Genomic DNA, 17,291 nt, shown 5'->3' with positions numbered 1-17,291 from the left:
ATGATGCTGATGACATTAAAGAAGAAGAGAAAGATACTTTTTATTACAAAAAATTGGGAAAATGGAATAGAAAGAAATACGTATTATTTAACAGAAGAAATTAAAAAATACGTTGATATAAGAATTTGGGAAGAAGACGGTAATATAAGTGAGACACTACAAAAAATGGACTTTCAGCCTGACTTTATCCTAGTAAATGATTTACGTCCTACTCGATCACCGAAGGTAACTGGCCTAAAGGAGTGCAATATTCCATTCGGAATCATTATGCATGATTTAACCTACCAAATGGATCAAAGAAGAGCTTTCATTAGGGAAAATAATGTGAAGTATATCTTTACCCACTATAGAGATACATTTTTAGAATGGTATCCAGAATTTAAAGATAAAATGATATGGTTTCCCCATTATGTAAATATCGATGTATTTAAAGACTTCAATCAACAGAAAACAATTGATTATTTAATGATGGGCGCTGTACATCCTACTATTTATCCATTACGTCAAAAAATTCTCGATGAAATGAAGCATTTACCTAATTTCATCTATCATGCACATCCTGGCTATTTTCACAAACAGTACGACGAGAAATCGTTTAAGGTAGCTAGCAGCTTTGCGCAAGAGATTAATAAAGCAAAAATGTTTTTTACCTGTGATTCCATTTACCATTATCCAGTAATGAAGTATTATGAGACTTTGGCTTGTAACACATTATTACTAGCTTCCTGCACAAAAGAAATCAAGGATTTAGGATTCATCCCTGGTGTTCATTTCATTGAAATAAATGAAGATAATTTTATGCGCAAAGCAAATTATCATTTAAGAAATTATGATACATTAGGGAAAAAAATCGCTTTAAATGGATATAAAATGGTAAGACAAAAACACTCTGTACAGGTGCGTGCGAAACAGCTCCTTGATCATATTGAAGTGATTCTTTCTAAGGAAGGAGGAAACGAACAATGAGAATATTATATCTTGGTTATTTAGGAGTTAATAATATCGGAGATGAGGTTTGTTATGAAGCATTTGCTCAAGCTTGTGAAAGATGGCTTAACGAAGAGTATACTTTATTCTCCTACCCTATAAATGCAGCTAAAACATTGACTGAATTATATGTAGAAAAGCCTTTCGATATTGTTGTTTTAGGGGGAGGATCTTTATTTCAAGGTAATTTCTTTATTGATTTAGCTTTAGAAGCAATAGAGATGAAGCTTCCCCTTTATTGCTACGGAACAGGTATCGATTATATGACAGAAGAAACAATCGAATCCTTTAAAAGAGGCGAATTCCAATTATCTTTCACCAATTTTCATAACAAAGAGATTAATAAAGAGAAAATAAAAAAAGTGATAGAGTATTCTACATTCGCAGGTCTAAGAGGCCCTCTTACACATAAATATATTAAGAGTTTACCCCCTTCATCAACAAGTAACTATCAAATAATCGGTGATTCCGGCATGCTTTTCACTCCTAAAATAGACGATTATATAGAAAGAAAATACTTGCATGACTGCAATAAAAAAATCATAGCAGTCAATTGGGGAACCACTAATAACATCCTATTTGGTTATGATGAGAATAAGCTGAAAAATCAAGTGATTAAAGCATGTACGAATCTTTTAAATAAAGGCTATCAAATTGTTATTTTCCCAATGTGGGATCTGGATATTCCTCATTGCAAGGATTTATATGAAAGCATTAAAGAAAGAGGAAAAGTCACTTTCATACCAGAAGTATGTACTGCTTCGCAAATTTATTATTTCTTATCGCTTTGCCACTTTTCCCTTAACCTAAAGCTGCACGCAAATGTACTCTCTGCCTCAAGTGGGACACCTTTTATCCAGTTAGCTTATCGCTCAAAAGGAGTGGATTTCGCAGCCTCCATCCACCAATTACCCTATACGTTATTAACCAATACAAATAAACTGGCTGAAACGATTGAAAAGAAAGAATACTATTTAACAAGTAATAAAAACCGAAAGAAAATTAGACTAGCAAAAGAAAGAATCGTAGCGAAACATAAAAACTTTATATTATCGTTAAAAAAGTAGCTGGGACATAAGTATTTTCAATCAAATAACCCCAAACAATTATACGTACATGCTAAAAAAATTCGTATAATTGTTTGGGGTTTTATTCATTTTAAAAAGGAAGGTTTGTGGTGATCACCCGCAGACTGAATACACTTCGTATTTCCTACTAATTATACTTTCTTAAAAAAAATAATGGAACGAAACAACTTTTAAAAACGTAGTGAAATGGAGGGGAGGACACTCAACTTCTGCGGGAAGTAGAGCAGTCTTTAGACCCCACAGGCTTTAGCCGAGGAAGCTTAGGTTGCTCCCCGGCGCATAGAGTGTCTGTAGCGAAATGGAACGAGTTGGTTTCGCTACTAAATGAGAGATTGTTTGTCTTTATCTATTATGTATTTTGTTTTGTCCCAGTCTCTTATAACAAAGAAGTGCATGTAATTATAAATAAAGAAGAGATATGTCAGTTGTTTTCTCACACTTTCATTGTATTAGAATGACAAATAGAAGCTTTAAACCTTCCTTTTATGTTTGAGTGAATCCTCTAACCAAAGGAGCGAAAAGCTTCTATTAATCTTGTTATTTTATTTTTCATATTCACTTATCTGTTTTAAGCATAGTTCATAAACGTCTACTTCCCGATACCATTTATACCATTCCATTGTATAATATATTGTTTGGTCAATATTCCATTTTGGGTGCCAGTCTAAATAGTACTTTGCTTTATTTATATCCAAACTAAGAAGCTTTGCTTCATGTTCTGCAGTATGTGACGAATCTACTTCCCATCTACCATCCTTCCACTGCTCAACAATTTTCTCAACTAATTGTTGTACCGTTGTAACACTATCTGATTCTGGTCCAAAATTCCAGCTTTCCGCATATTCGATTTTACCTTCATATAGATAAGCACCTATTTTTAAATAGCCAGAAAGCGGCTCTAATACATGCTGCCATGGACGTACAGATTGAGGAGAACGCAGTTTAATGGACTGACCAGCTAATAAGGAGCGAACACTATCAGGAATGATTCGATCTTCTGACCAATCTCCTCCTCCTATAACATTCCCCGCTCGGACAGAAGCAATTAACTTCCCGTGACTACTATAGGAATCGATTGGAAAGAAAGAATGCTGATAAGAGGAAATCAATAATTCGCAGCATCCTTTACTTGAACTATATGGGTCATACCCACCCATTGGATCGTTTTCACGATATCCCCATACCCATTCTTTATTATCGTAGCATTTATCACTTGTTACCATCACTCCTGCTTTTACGGACGGAGACTTTCTTATCGCTTCTAACACATTCATCGTTCCCATCACATTCACTTCATACGTATAGACAGGGTCTCGATAAGACTGTTTCACTAATGGCTGTGCAGCCAAATGAAAGACAATTTCTGGTTGATATTGTGCAAAAACTGCTTGTAACTTCGTAGCATCACGAATATCTCCCCTTATATCCTTCATTTTATTATTCATATTAGCCAATTCAAATAGACTTTCTTCTCCAATCGGATCTAAAGAATAACCAATTACGTTCGCACCTAGCTTTGTTAGCCAAATAGCTAGCCAAGAACCTTTAAAACCTGTATGACCAGTTATCAAAACCTTTTTATCTTTATATATTTGTTGCCAATCAGTTGTCATAAGTAACACCTCCACTCCCTTTAATGATGATGATAATAACTTTTATACCAGGCAATGGTTTTCTTTATTCCCTCTTCTACGGAAACGGCTGGAGTCCACCCAAGCACCTCTTGAATCTTTGTTATATCAGGAATAGGTGCATTTCTTTCATTTTCCCTTTTTGGTATAGCACCATACAAAGGTACTTGCTTTGTATCTAAATGCTGATAAATTAAATCAACAAAATATCGCAAAGGATGGGCAGTTCCAGAAGCTATATTTAAAATCAAATTACTGCCTTCAGATGTGGCTGCAAGAATTAAGCCATCGACAATATTTCCAACATAGCTATAATCACGATATTGATCACAAGTTGTTAATTTTACATGCTCATCACGCATTACTTTTTCAATAATATGCGAAAATAATTTATGGTTATCCTCTGCCTCCCCAAAAATATTAAAAGCACGCAAAGTGATAATGGGAAGTTTATAATCCAGTGCTAATTGATGCGAAATAATCGTCGAAGCTGCTTTTGTACTGCCATAAATATCAACTGGTTCTAATAGCATTTCTTCATGAATTAGCTCTTTTTTATCCCCATATTCAGAACTACTTCCAAGACAAATAATTTTTTTGCATTTTGTATCTTTTGCTGCAAATAAGATATTCATTGTTCCTACTATATTCGTTTCATATGCAAGTAAGTCATTTCTATTACTTGGGTTTGTTCCATAAGCTGCTAAATGAAAAATATAATCTGGTTTAAATTCATGGATAATTCGACATATGTCTGAGCGATTTTGAATATCTGCCTCATATTTTTTTAAATGAGGCAAATATTCCTGTACTCTCCAAGGATTGGAATGTTCCCGAACAATGACAGCGATGGACGCATTTTCTTTCACAAGCTGTTTAATAAGATGGGATCCAATAAAACCATATGCACCTGTGACTAACACTTTTTTATTTTTCAATTTCATGACATTCACCTCTTATAGAGAAGCGATGGAATAAGGATTTTTAGCAGTATAATTGGCAGGCACATTTGCAAAGAATTGTGCATTGTTAGAAAGGCGGTTTGATATCTCTCTTAATTTCATTAAATACGGATTATAAATATTCGTTAAGATGGCAGACGATATATTAACTTCTTCTAGCTTCCATAAGTCAAATTCATTTACATTTAAGATTAACAAACTACCAAAATGGAAGAACATTAATGGATTATTGTCAATATATACATTATTCTCCCTCATGGTTACTTCTTGCTCGGCATTATTTAGAATAAGGTTCCATGGAGCAGCGTTAATTCCTGGGTTTTCACTCACTTTTATATTTTCAAATAATTCTGGGATACGATCCAAATACAATTGATCTCCCCATGATTTCCGTTCATCATTGTATACATCAGAGCATTCTTCTAAGCATTTTTTCTTCCACCAATTTAAAATTTTTCTACTATTCCCTTCATTTTTAAATCCGATAAATCCAGCTTGATATTGCCCATGGAAATGTTCCAGTAAGTCTGTTCCACGTTGACGGCATAAATAAACTGAATATCTACCGAAGTCATTAGTCACAGAAAGTGGGTTAGAGAAGAAATATAAATCACTATCGCAATAGAAAAGATGGTCAATATCAGAATGCGTTGATAATAAATGTTCTAGTAATGTCGCCTTTATTGTCCAACAATATTCTTGCAATGTCCGTTGTTGTTTTAGCTCTTTTAACTGTGGCGTTTCAATTGTTTCTACTGGGATTAAGGTGACATTTTTTAAATTCAAGTTAGATAAGACATCATAGGTTTCTTGATCCATCGTACAAATCCATAAATGAAAATTTTCTATCTGCTTACTAAGCGAGTCATACATTGCAAGTCCTTTAACCAAATACTCTTTACTAAATATTGAAGTTAATAGCAAATAATTATTATACTTAATCATTTTTCTTTTTAACTTAGTGGAATGATACTTTGTCTTTGCTTGAATAAAATCATTCGTTGATAATGTTGCTTTTATGATTCCAGGATAACTATTTTGATAAGATGTAATTACTCTTTCTAAATGATCAAGGTAGGGAACATAAATATAATTCATAATTTCCTTCTGAATATTTAATTGATGCATATTCCATAAATCATATTTATCACTGCTATAAATAGTTAAACAAGAGAAGTGATAAGCAACAAGCGGATCATTATTTATAAAGACTTTATCACCTTGTAAGGAAATTTTGAAATTATTATTGTAGATTATATTCCAAGGTGCAGCATTTACTCCTAAGTTAGAAGATATTTGAACGTTCTCATACATAATTGGAAGCTGATCTAAATACTTTTGATCCCCAAATCGACCATTGCTTTCAACGACACTACACCATTCAATACATCGATCCTTCCACCATTGAACAGCTGCTAATCCTGTTTCATCTTTTCTAAATCCAACAATACCCGCTTGATACTTTCCATACTTTTGTTCTACCCAATCTAAATCTCTTTGTGGAGTCAAGAAGATGGAAGCAGAACCCCATTCATTAAAAATACTATCCGGATTAGAGAAGAAATAAATATCTCCATCACAATACAATACTTGCTCAACATCATTATTTTTGAGGATATATTCAATTACGAAAGATTTTAATGTCCAACAATATTCATTTATCATTCTTTCTTGTTTAACAGCTCTTAATTGGTCATCCTCTATTTCTTCTACTCTAATAAGATGCATATTTTTTAGATTTTTTTCATTTAAAAACTTGTACGTAATAGCATCTGTGCAACAAACCCATAAATTGAAGTTATTGCTGTTTTTAACAAGCGACTCATAAAATGCCATAATCTTCATACAGTATTCTTTTCCAGCAATAACACAAAAATTTTGATTTGTAGAGGCAATTGGCTCTTTAGGAGATAATTTAGTTTCTACTTTGGTCATAGTTAATGCTTCTTTTTTCGCTTTTTCTTGGGCTGTCACTTCTTGTCTTGCCTTTTCCTGAGCCACTGCTTTTTGTCTTGCTTTTTCCTGAGCTGCCGCTTCTTGTCTTGCCTTTTCCTGAGCTGCTACTTTTTGTCTTGCCTTTTCTTGAGCTGCTGCTTTTTGTCTTGCTTTTTCTTGAGCTGCCGCTTCTTGTTTCGCTTTTTCCTGAGCCGCTACTTTTTGTCTTGCTTTTTCCTGAGCTGCCGCTTCTTGTCTTGCTTTTTCCTGAGCTGCCGCTTCTTGTTTCGCTTTTTCCTGAGCTGCCGCTTCTTGTCTTGCTTTTTCCTGAGCTGCTGCTTTTTGTCTTGCTTTTTCTTGGGCTGCCACTTCTTGTCTTGCTTTTTCCTGGGCTGCTGCTTCTTGTCTTGCTTTTTCTTGGGCTGCTGCTTCTTGTCTTGCTTTTTCTTGGGCTGCTGCTTCTTGTCTTGCTTTTTCTTGGGCTGCCGCTTCTTGTCTTGCTTTTTCTTGGGCTGCCGCTTCTTGTCTTGCTTTTTCCTCAGCGCTCTGTGAATTACTACCCAGTGTTTCTGGATCATTTTCACTAACTACTGAATTTGGAGTAGCTATCTCCTCCAATGAGGAATTATCTTCTTGCGGAGAAGGTAAAGCTAACACCTTATTGTTTTTTGCCCCATTTAAGATTCCAACTAAATTATCTACATGAAATTTCACCGAAATCTCTTTTGAAAATAGTGAAATATTTATAGTAGCAGACTTATCTTTTTTTTCATTATTAGACACTGCTTCCAGAAAGTCATTTATAATATTTCTTTTTAGCCATTTCATGGCAATCCTCTCTCTCCCTTATACCAATTATTTTTGTTTCCATATCTTTCTAGCATCTTCTAAATCCTTTGGTGTATCAATAGATAACCAGGCTCCTTCATGCAGATAGACAGCTAGTTCTCTCTTTTCAATTAACTTTCTTAACGGCTCTTCCTCTAACACACAATCTGGCTGTGCTGATAAATACTGAAAGAACTCCTTATTACAAACAAAGAATCCCCCGTTAATCCAGTCATCTAGAACCGGCTTTTCTGAAAAGCGACTAGCAATTCCATCTTCTATATCAAGTACTCCATATTGATTATTTTTTTTAATACCGGTAAGTGTAACGGTTTTTCCTTTTTCCTTATGAAAAGCAATGAGTTCATCTAAATTAATATCAGACAAACCATCCCCATATGTTAATAAAAAGATATCATCTTCTATATATTGTTCTAACTGTTTAATTCTTGCTCCAGTCATCGTATCTTGACCTGTATCAATACAAGTAATTTTCCAGGGCTCTGTTTTTCCGAGAATGTCATATTGATTGTTTAATAAATCTATTTTTATATTATTTTTTCTCCAAGCTAAATTCACGAAATAATCCTTAATTTGATCTCCTTTATATCCCAATGGCAGAATAAATTCTTGGTGTCCATATTCACTATAATGTTTCATGATATGCGATAATATCGGTTTTCCATTAACATCAGCTAAGGCTTTCGGTATATTTTCTGTTAAGCCTCTCATTCTCATCCCTTTACCCCCACATAAAATAACAACTTTCATGCTTTCACCTCTTCTCTTAGTATTTTCATGCCATTATATGTACAGGCTACTAAGTATGCGTAGGTTGTTTCATTAGGTTTGATAAGATATAGGCAAAATTTTCGTTGGAAAGGAGAAAAAATTTATATGACAGAAATTTTTTTCAATAAATAGTCACTAGTGTTGCGTTAATTTAATTTAACTATTAAAAATACTTGAAATGTTCAATTTTATCATTTTATGCATAGAAAAAGTCCTTTATAATGGATAAGTTAGGTGGTAACCCGTCCAAATCCACTAAAAAGGACTATCGCATGGACAAGATTACACGAAAAACTTCATTTGGACAATGGTTTTCACCAATAAATCTTCAATTATTTGAAGAAAACGTGAAAACGTTGAAATTAGATTTCTATACGAAAAAACTAACGACAGAGTCATTTCTAAAATTATTACTTTTTGCGCAGCTAGAAGAAGTCGAAAGTCTGCATGCGCTGAGCGATTGTCTTTTCGATGATCAACTGCAAAAGGGCATTGATCTTGATTCTATCAGTATTTCCCAACTCTCACGCCGTTTAAATGGCATGAATCCAGACTTATTCCAAAAGCTTTTCCTTGATTTAGTTTCACAAATTCATACCAAAACGCACAACACGAAACTTGTGATGCCATTAAAAATCATTGATTCAAGCACATTGCCTCTCAATTTGACTAATCATAAATGGGCAAAATTCCGCAAAACAAAAGCGGGTGTTAAATTGCACTTACGCCTTGTGTTTATGGAAAAAGGTATATCCTATCCCGAAAAGGCCATTATGACAACGGCCAAAGAACATGACCGCGGTCAGCTTGAAGTAATGGTTGATGACAAGGAATGTATGTATGTGTTTGACCGTGGTTACTTAGACTACGAACGCTTTGATCGGATGACAGATGACGGCTACTTTTTCCTTTCTAGGCTGCGAAAAAACGCAGTCATACGGGAGGTTTACGATTTTAAACTACCCGAGAATACATCTGTTTTGTCGGATCAAATGGTGTTGATTGGTACGACGCAAAACCGTGCCGAAAATTACTTTCGTCTTCTAAAAGTGATTGATTCAAAAGGAAATGAGCTTCATTTAATCACAAATCGTTTTGATTTAAGTGCTGAAGAAATCTCAAAGATGTATAAATCACGCTGGGCGATTGAGTTATTTTTCAAATGGATTAAACAACATCTCCATATCAAAAAGTTTTACGGCCAAAGCGAATGGGCAATTCAGAATCAAGTGTTTATCGCACTTATTGTTTTTTGCCTGCATGTTCTCGCACAAATCGAGACAAAAAGTAAACGAAAAACCCTACAAATTAGCCGATATTTACGGGCAGCTTTGTGGAAACCAGCACATATTTGGCTTCGAAAGATTGAAGGAAAAACCATTCCTTAATAAACAAATTGTCGTCGTCTCTTAAGTCTAATTGTAAAAAAATTTCCAAATGGATGGATCCACCTTTAGTTGGGTATTTACTTTTTTGGCTCTTAACAGGGGACATATTTAAACTGAATATTCTAACAACATTTATGCAACACTAGTGATAAATAGTAATTAAATAAATAATTAGAAAGGGAGAATTTCATATTAGAAAGGGGATGGCGTCTTTAAACCAGCTATTAATGGATGATTGTTTAAGAGATAGGGCTCTCTAATATAAGTGAGTGTGTTTTACGAATTTCATACTTTATTTTACAATCCCGTATTCCTCATATGAACACCATTTTTCCTTCCTCTCCCACAAATTTCAGCTTTCATCCCTCTTATGAACACCACTTTCCCTTCCTCTCCCACAAATTTCGGCTTTCATCCCTCTTATGAACACCACTTTCCCTTCCTCTCGCACCGATTTCGGCTTTCATCTCTCTTATAAACACCACTTTCCCTTCCTCTCCCCACAAAAAAACTGCCCTTTAATAAGGGCAGCCAGATTGTAGAAAAACCCCCTATTTTTAAAAGTATGATTTTGAAAAAGGGGGTTTTTGATGTTTTAATTGATTTTTACCACAACATATGGAATATAAGGTATTATTAAAACACTATATGTTGTATATCGGAATTGTAAAAAAAGCTGTCGAGACTTTCTCGACAGCCTGACTGCCCTTTAATAAGGGCAGCATTCGGTTAACTCTGTACTATTAACTAATATCTCTTTGTGGCAATTAATTTTTATAAAGGATTGCAAAAATCTATTCTTTTCTAATAATTTATTATGTGAACCGTTTTCCTACATTTTCTCTTCCCTAATAACAAAAATGACATCGCTTCTCTAGTTGTGCTCAAGCAATGTTCTTCGTTGCTTCTTTAATATGGAACTCGGTTCTTTTCATAAAAATAAAAAAGCTATGAGGCAGCCTCATAGCTTTTGAATTATCCAATTTTAATTTCATTACCTTCCACTACTACTTTTTCATTTTCTCCTAGGTTAGTAAATACCATTGGAGTAATGATGGAAGGAACTTTTGATTTGATTTCATCAAAATCAATTTCCATTAATTTTTGTCCTTGTTTTACTTTATCTCCATCTTTGACAAAAGTAGTAAACCCTTCACCTTTTAATGCAACAGTATCTAATCCAACATGGATTAAGATCTCTCTACCATTATTGTCTGTCATGCTTAATGCATGCTTTGTAGGAAATACATTCATAATTTGTCCATCTGCCGGAGCAACTAATACACCATTGGATGGATCTACAGCTATGCCATCACCCATCATTTTTTGGGAAAATACAGGATCAGGAACGTCTGCAATACTTAATAGTTTTCCTTCTAAAGGTTGAATATAATGATTACTTGAACTCGTTTTCTCTTCTTTATTTCTTTTAAATAGATTTTTAAACAAGCTAGTACCCTCCAATAAAAGTTTCTATTCCTAGTTTAACTTTTTTCTATGAAAATAACAAAAATTTTCCCATAAATCTGATTAATAATTTTCCTGCGACCTTAAACCGCAGGAAAACGAAACTTATTTTAGATAATATATAATGGACTCATATGGTCTTAACTTCATACTTTCTCCGAAGAAAGCTGAGTTTGAATAGTTAGAAAGAAGGATTTCACTTGTTAACCCTGTCATATCAATATGCTCTGGTAATTTAAATTCCGCTTCTTCCTCGTAAAAATTATTTACCACTAATAATTTTTCTTTATCTGTACTACGTAAATAAGCAAATATTTTATCATCGTCTGGAGCAAGTAATTCATAATCTCCATCTGTAATAATATCGTATTCTTTACGAAGTTTAATTAAATTTTGATAGTGATAGAAGACAGAGTCTTTATCCTTTAATGCATTTTCTGCATTCAATTCTTTATAATTTTGAGCCGTTTCAATCCATGGTGTCCCCTCGGTAAATCCAGCGTTTTTCTCTCCGTTCCATTGAACAGGTGTACGTGAATTGTCACGAGATTTTCTGCGCAAGATTTCAAGAATTTCTTCTTCCGGCTTACCATTTGCTTGCAAAATATTGTACATATTCAAAGATTCGACATCTCTGTACTGATCAATGGAAGTAAATTTAGGATCTGTCATGCCTAATTCTTCTCCCTGATAAATATAGGGAGTTCCTTGCATCATATGAATCGTTGTTGCGAGCATTTTAGCTGATTCCTTATGGTATTTCCCATCATTTCCATAACGTGAGACAATACGTGGTTGGTCGTGGTTACACCAGAATAACGCATTCCAGCCTTCACCTTTATTCATACCGACTTGCCAGTTAGATAAAATTTGTTTTAAAGCATGAAAATCCATTTCTCCTATTTCCCACTTTTCTCCGTTAGGGTAATCAACTTTTAAATGGTGGAAATTAAAGGTCATGCTTAACTCATTTCGTTCAGGCTTCGTATATTTAATGCAATGCTCTAAAGTTGTAGAAGACATTTCCCCAACTGTCATGCTGTCATATTTTGAAAAAACTTCTTGATTCATTTCATGGATAAATTCATGTACACGAGGACCATCTGTATAAAACTTTCTTCCGTCCCCTGGTGCTACCGATCCATCATCATCTGGAAAGGCTTGATTTTTGGAAATCAAGTTAATAACGTCTAAACGAAAACCGTCTACTCCCTTTTCAAACCAAAATTGCATCATTTTGTATATTTCATCACGAAGCTTCTCATTTTCCCAGTTTAAATCAGCTTGGGTTACATCAAATAGATGCAAATAATATTGTCCTGTTTTTTCATCATATTGCCACGCATTACCACCGAATTTAGACTGCCAGTTAGTTGGCTCCCTACCGTCTTCTTTTCCATCCTTCCAAATATAAAAATCACGATATGGATTATCTTTAGAAGAGGCTGCCTGTTTAAACCACTCGTGCTCAGTAGACGTATGATTAACGACTATATCCATGATAATTTTTAATCCTTTTTGATGTGCTTCTTTTAATAGCTGATCAAAATCTTCCATTTTTCCATACTCATGATGAATGGAATAATAATCACTAATATCATAGCCATTATCTTTTTGTGGGGAAGCATAAATCGGTGTTAACCACAGTACGTCCACCCCTAATTCTTTTAAATAATCTAATCTTTTTATGATTCCTTGAATATCTCCTACTCCGTTCCCTGTAGTATCTTGAAAACTCTTCGGATAAATTTGATACACTACTGCCTTTTGCCACCATGCTTGTTCCATCTATATACACCACCGATGTGAAAATTATGTCCTTTTTCCTGTATGCTAAAAAACTCAATGGAATTAGTATTTACGTTTTTTCCTATTTCATTATCGCTTTAGTAGGAAAAGAACTACTACTTGCTCATAAACACACAAATTGGTTGACATCATAGCGCACGTCAACTTATACAATTCTCTACTTGAACAATACCATTATTAACGATTAATATACTATATTCCTTCCCTTTCATCATAACATGTATATACAAGTTGTCAACTAATAAAGTAATGCGTTTCCAAAACTCCTTATATATTTAAAACTTAGATAAGCAAACTTGTACGTATAATAGAAAGAAAATTTTGCCCCTTCATTTGGTCCCCTTCGAAATATCATCACTGCTTGCTATCTTTCTACTAAGAAATCATTGGTCTTTTATGCCTTTTTCTGGTACGATATCCCTATAATTTTTATTGTACGTATAAGTTAACAGCGTTATCTACAATGGAAAGTGGTGAAACAGTGGCACAAACAACAAAATACAATATGGTGAAAGAAAAAATTACGGACTGGATCACTACTGGAAAAGTGCAGCCCGGAGAAAAAATATACTCGGAAAATGAGTTAGGAAAAATATTTGGAGTAAGTCGTCATACAATTCGACAAGCAATTGGGGATTTAGTGCATGAGGGTTGGCTATATAGAGAACAGGGTGCTGGCACATTTGTTTCTAATCAACAAGTTCGCTCTTCTGAATCAGCCCTTTCCTATCCACCATTACAAAGAACAAAAAATATCGGCGTTATAACAACCCATATATCAGACTATATTTTCCCGTCTATTATAAAAGGAATTGAATCTCATTTAACAAATCAAGGATATTCCCTTACCTTCGCTTGTACGGACAATGATATTAAAAAGGAAAAACAATGTCTTCAGACAATGTTGGACAGAAACATTGATGGATTAATTGTTGAGCCGACTAAATCCAATACCTTTAATCCAAATATACAGCTTTATTTAGAACTGGAGCAGAATAAAATTCCCTATATAATGATAAACCAATTTTATTCCCAACTCTCGCCTCCCTATTTAGTGGTGAATGACGAACATGGTGGATTTATTTCGACCGAACATTTAATAAAACTTGGCCACAAAAAAATTATTGGATTATTTAAAACAGATGATTTACAAGGAATAAATAGAATGAAAGGATTCATTCAAGCATATAAAACATACTCGATTCCTTTCTTCCCAGAAATGATTATTAATTATTCAACCGAAAATGAGGTAACCTACCCGATAGAGCGACTTGCGGAGATATTTGAAACGACTACTAGGCCTACTGCAATTGTTTGCTACAATGATGAACTCGCCATTCAAGTAATCAATTACCTCCGTACATTAAACTTAAGTATTCCAGAACATATCTCCATTATTGGCTATGACGATTCATTTTTAACGGAAGCTTCAGAAGTCAAATTAAGTTCTATAACCCATCCAAAAATGGAAATGGGCTTAGAAGCAGCAAAATGGATTATAGATGCGGTGGAAAAGAAAGGAATCTTGCCTCCATCTGTTGTTTATAATCCAAAGCTTGTCTTAAGAAATTCCACAGCACCTTGTCTGAATAATCTTTAGGGATAAGCGCCAATCTTTTAAAAACAGTCTTAAATAATCATTACTACAATACAAATACTTAATTTTATCATTAAATATAGGTGGAAAAGCTCATTTGCTCCACATATAATCAAAGAACATGTATACTATTAATAGATTTAAACTTAGGAGTGAGCCATTTTGAAGGATGAATTAGCTTATATAGGCAACAAAATCATAGAAAACAAGAACATCCTTGCTGAAAATACAAATACACTACTTTCGCAATTCTTACAACAGCAGGAATCTAATTTATCCCTTCCGTATCGCGAAGAAGACATGCATGAATGGAATGCTAAGCTTTTCTTCATCTTGGCTGAAGCCTTAAAGGATAATAAAGATTCGGAAGGAATACAATATTGGTCTGAAAAAACGGGGGAAACGTTTGTAAAGAATCATATTCCCTTACAATCTGCACTTCGCTCCCTATCGGTTTATCGAAATGTTATTTGGGACGTATTCACAGAAGAATTAGAACAAAAATCTTTCGCACCAATTACAATGCTCGATGTTGGAAAAATTATTGATCCTATTCTCGATGAAATCAGTGCTTATATAGGACATATTTATGAAGAGCATAATACGAAGATAATGAAGCTCGCTTATACTGCTTTAGAAGAGCTGTCTGTCCCAGTTGTTCCAATTGCAAAGGAAACAGCCATTATCCCACTTATAGGTGAAATTGATACACAACGTTCTCAGTTAATTTTAGAAGTTGCCTTACAGGAATCAGCCAATTTAAAAATTGAATATCTTATATTAGATATTTCAGGCGTACCAATTGTAGATACTATGGTTGCGGATAATTTATTTAAAGTTGTCCATGCCTTGGATTTGATTGGTGTAAAATCCATTGTCTCTGGTATTAGACCTGAAATTGCGCAAACGATTATTTCTTTAGGAATTGATTTTAGCAAAATTACCACCTGTGCAAATTTACACACTGCTTTAGCCAGCATCGGCTTAAAGAGAGTAGTAGAATAAGAAAAGGATGTCTTAAAGTGTTATTTAAACAATAACTCCATTAAGACATCCTTTTCCTTTTATGCAGAATAGCGCTCTTTTTCAATTTCTTTTAATGATTTCCCTCTCGTTTCAGGAGCCATTATAAATCCGATGATAGCTGCAATTAACAAGAATCCTATCATTATCAGACCTGACGTTTTAAAGCCTAATGTAGTAATCATTAATGGCACTACTAATGAGATTAACCCTACAGAGACACGTGCTGTTGCAAATAAAAAGCCTTGTGCTTTAGCTCTATACTTTGTATGGAATAGCTCACTTGACCATAACCCATAAAATGCCTGTGCTCCAAATCCAGCTGCAACACCCCATAATATAACGAATGTAAATAGTTCAAACATCCCCATTGAACCTAATGATAAAACTAACCAAGCAATAATTCCAAGAACTGCACCAATGGTATACAGTAATTTACGATTTACCTTATCTCCTAATTTAATAAAGACAAAATAAGTAGAAGCAACCGTTAATATCCATAAAAATGCTTGTAACAAGTTAGCATGTGCCGCTGTTAAACCACCAACCGTTTCATAGATATATGGCATAAAGTAACCCATTACCCCTGCCACTAAATTCCAGAACACATAGATTCCGATTAAGAGAACGATTGCTTTTCGATTAGCTTTAATGGAGAAAAGTTCTTTAATCGGATTGGCAATTTTTTCACCTTTTTGAATTTGGGCTTTCTCTTTCTGTTTTTCTTCTTCCCAAATTGCTGATTCATTAATCTGTTGCTGCATAATCCATGTTACTAAAGCGATTATAAATAATTGCGCGAATATTATTCTGCTCCCCAATAAACCTAGTGGTGCAAGTAAAACAGACAATAATAACGATATTGCTGGTCCAACAGACCAAGCTAATTGACCATATCCTATTCTAGCTGCACGCTCCTTATCAGGTGCTTCTTCTGCTATGTATGTCCAGGCAGCTGGAATGGCAGCCCCTACTGCAATACCTGTAATCACATAGCCAATTAACAGCATTGGAAAATTGAAAGAGAAAGTAATCAATAAAACACCAAGCATATATACGAGCAAATCATATTTATATATAAACTTTCTTCCATATTTATCTACTAAAATACCACCAATTAAAGCACCAATTGCTGAACCAAACCCATTTGCACTTAGGGCTCCCAGTAAACCAAGCTTAAAATCATCTAAATGTAAGTATTCCATCCATAGAGTCAATCCACCGGCCCCAGCAACAATAGAGCCTGCTTCAAGATAATTGGACATAGCTACTGTAATTGTAGCCTTTTTATCATTTTTTTTCACCGCAGTCGCCATCACTAATCTTCCTTTCTATTATTCTATTCAAGATAAAAAACACTTTTTAGCTGCTTAGACACAGGACTGTTATCTGGATTTGTCTCCATTAATGGCTCCATGTAGTCCCACCATTTCTTACAAATTTCCGTTTTCGAAACCTTATCCCATGTTTCTACATCGTCTACTTCTAAATAGGCAAATAATTGTCCAGATTCTTCTTCTAAGAAAATGGAATAGTGATGTACACCATGAGCTTTTAACGTCTCCTCCATCTCTGGCCAAAGTTCATTATGTCTCTTCTCATATTCTTCAAATTGATCCTTATATACTTGCATAATACTTGCTAATCTAGTACGATTTTTCATTCTTTGATTACTCCCTTCTTATTATTGAAAGCAATTACATTGTTGATATCTACATATTACTGCATGATAAAAGCGCTTAACAGGAGACAAAACTAAGAATGGGGGGATAAAAAAATGTTTT

At 34.4% G+C, this 17,291-nt stretch carries 13 protein-coding genes; 5 read left to right on the top strand and 8 right to left on the bottom strand.

Annotated features, from left to right (window positions below; all coding sequences use genetic code 11):
- Positions 1–9 precede the first annotated feature (9 nt).
- Entirely contained in the window at positions 10–966 is a 957-nt protein-coding gene (locus NKG37_RS14105) for a glycosyltransferase family protein (protein ID WP_224428024.1), read from the top strand.
- Positions 963–2,054 (top strand): polysaccharide pyruvyl transferase family protein, encoded by a 1,092-nt coding sequence (locus NKG37_RS14100; RefSeq protein ID WP_101730269.1) that lies wholly within the window; start codon positions 963–965, stop codon positions 2,052–2,054. The genes NKG37_RS14105 and NKG37_RS14100 overlap by 4 nt, the downstream gene beginning before the upstream one ends.
- 563 nt (positions 2,055–2,617) lie before the next feature.
- Here NKG37_RS14100 and rfbG read toward each other — a convergent pair.
- Genes rfbG through NKG37_RS14080 form a run of 4 tightly spaced genes read right to left on the bottom strand, consistent with a single transcriptional unit; the run spans position 2,618 to position 8,202 of the window.
- Positions 2,618–3,688 carry a CDP-glucose 4,6-dehydratase gene (gene rfbG / locus NKG37_RS14095; protein WP_169188177.1) on the bottom strand — a complete coding sequence of 357 codons (1,071 nt, stop codon included), beginning with the start codon at positions 3,686–3,688 and terminating at the stop codon, positions 2,618–2,620.
- Between the two features lie 20 nt (positions 3,689–3,708).
- Positions 3,709–4,650 (bottom strand): NAD-dependent epimerase/dehydratase family protein, encoded by a 942-nt coding sequence (locus NKG37_RS14090; RefSeq protein WP_169188176.1) that lies wholly within the window; start codon positions 4,648–4,650, stop codon positions 3,709–3,711.
- Positions 4,651–4,662: 12 nt separating this feature from the next.
- Positions 4,663–7,431, bottom strand: a complete 2,769-nt coding sequence (locus NKG37_RS14085) for a cell envelope integrity TolA family protein (protein ID WP_224428025.1) — start codon at positions 7,429–7,431, stop codon at positions 4,663–4,665.
- A 27-nt stretch (positions 7,432–7,458) separates the two neighbouring features.
- Complete coding sequence (locus NKG37_RS14080; protein WP_101730272.1) at positions 7,459–8,202, bottom strand: sugar phosphate nucleotidyltransferase; 744 nt, start codon at positions 8,200–8,202, stop codon at positions 7,459–7,461.
- Positions 8,203–8,495: 293 nt separating this feature from the next.
- On the opposite strand from NKG37_RS14080, the gene NKG37_RS14075 reads away from it, so the two are divergent.
- Positions 8,496–9,611, top strand: a complete 1,116-nt coding sequence (locus tag NKG37_RS14075; protein ID WP_254416035.1) for an IS4 family transposase — start codon at positions 8,496–8,498, stop codon at positions 9,609–9,611.
- Between the two features lie 975 nt (positions 9,612–10,586).
- Here the strand turns inward: NKG37_RS14075 and NKG37_RS14070 are convergent.
- Together NKG37_RS14070 and treC are read right to left on the bottom strand one after the other, a co-directional pair.
- Positions 10,587–11,060, bottom strand: coding sequence for a PTS sugar transporter subunit IIA (locus tag NKG37_RS14070; RefSeq protein ID WP_016204515.1), 474 nt, complete (start codon positions 11,058–11,060; stop codon positions 10,587–10,589).
- Positions 11,061–11,183: 123 nt separating this feature from the next.
- Positions 11,184–12,866 (bottom strand): alpha,alpha-phosphotrehalase, encoded by a 1,683-nt coding sequence (treC, locus tag NKG37_RS14065; RefSeq protein WP_169188174.1) that lies wholly within the window; start codon positions 12,864–12,866, stop codon positions 11,184–11,186.
- A 502-nt stretch (positions 12,867–13,368) separates the two neighbouring features.
- Between treC and NKG37_RS14060 the strand changes: the two genes are divergently transcribed.
- Both NKG37_RS14060 and NKG37_RS14055 read left to right on the top strand, forming a co-directional pair.
- On the top strand, positions 13,369–14,487 hold the full coding sequence (locus NKG37_RS14060; protein ID WP_169189631.1) for a GntR family transcriptional regulator: 1,119 nt from the start codon (positions 13,369–13,371) through the stop codon (positions 14,485–14,487).
- Between the two features lie 159 nt (positions 14,488–14,646).
- Positions 14,647–15,489 (top strand): STAS domain-containing protein, encoded by an 843-nt coding sequence (locus NKG37_RS14055; protein ID WP_101730274.1) that lies wholly within the window; start codon positions 14,647–14,649, stop codon positions 15,487–15,489.
- A 59-nt stretch (positions 15,490–15,548) separates the two neighbouring features.
- Here the strand turns inward: NKG37_RS14055 and NKG37_RS14050 are convergent, their stop codons facing one another.
- Together NKG37_RS14050 and rhaM are read right to left on the bottom strand one after the other, a co-directional pair.
- A complete protein-coding gene (locus NKG37_RS14050) occupies positions 15,549–16,823 on the bottom strand; it encodes an MFS transporter (protein WP_016204519.1) in 1,275 nt (424 codons plus the stop codon).
- A 23-nt stretch (positions 16,824–16,846) separates the two neighbouring features.
- Entirely contained in the window at positions 16,847–17,170 is a 324-nt protein-coding gene (gene rhaM, locus NKG37_RS14045; protein ID WP_016204520.1) for an L-rhamnose mutarotase, read from the bottom strand.
- Positions 17,171–17,291: the final 121 nt, after the last annotated feature.

Origin of the sequence: Niallia sp. RD1 (genome assembly GCF_024219955.1) — a bacterium.
Taxonomy (GTDB): Bacteria; Bacillota; Bacilli; order Bacillales; family Cytobacillaceae; genus Niallia; species Niallia alba.
The sequence above is the reverse complement of the archived record's forward strand: the minus strand, read 5'-3'. Positions and strand labels throughout refer to the sequence as shown.

Bases quoted from the DNA above. Each gene is read 5' to 3' on its own strand.
- rhaM (WP_016204520.1), bottom strand. From the start codon at position 17,170: ATGAAAAATCGTACTAGATTAGCAAGTATTATGCAAGTATATAAGGAT.
- NKG37_RS14090 (WP_169188176.1), bottom strand. From the start codon at position 4,650: ATGAAATTGAAAAATAAAAAAGTGTTAGTCACAGGTGCATATGGTTTT.
- rfbG (WP_169188177.1), bottom strand. From the start codon at position 3,688: ATGACAACTGATTGGCAACAAATATATAAAGATAAAAAGGTTTTGATA.
- NKG37_RS14080 (WP_101730272.1), bottom strand. From the start codon at position 8,202: ATGAAAGTTGTTATTTTATGTGGGGGTAAAGGGATGAGAATGAGAGGC.
- NKG37_RS14100 (WP_101730269.1), top strand. From the start codon at position 963: ATGAGAATATTATATCTTGGTTATTTAGGAGTTAATAATATCGGAGAT.
- treC (WP_169188174.1), bottom strand. From the start codon at position 12,866: ATGGAACAAGCATGGTGGCAAAAGGCAGTAGTGTATCAAATTTATCCG.
- NKG37_RS14050 (WP_016204519.1), bottom strand. From the start codon at position 16,823: ATGGCGACTGCGGTGAAAAAAAATGATAAAAAGGCTACAATTACAGTA.
- NKG37_RS14085 (WP_224428025.1), bottom strand. From the start codon at position 7,431: ATGAAATGGCTAAAAAGAAATATTATAAATGACTTTCTGGAAGCAGTG.
- NKG37_RS14105 (WP_224428024.1), top strand. From the start codon at position 10: ATGACATTAAAGAAGAAGAGAAAGATACTTTTTATTACAAAAAATTGG.
- NKG37_RS14075 (WP_254416035.1), top strand. From the start codon at position 8,496: ATGGACAAGATTACACGAAAAACTTCATTTGGACAATGGTTTTCACCA.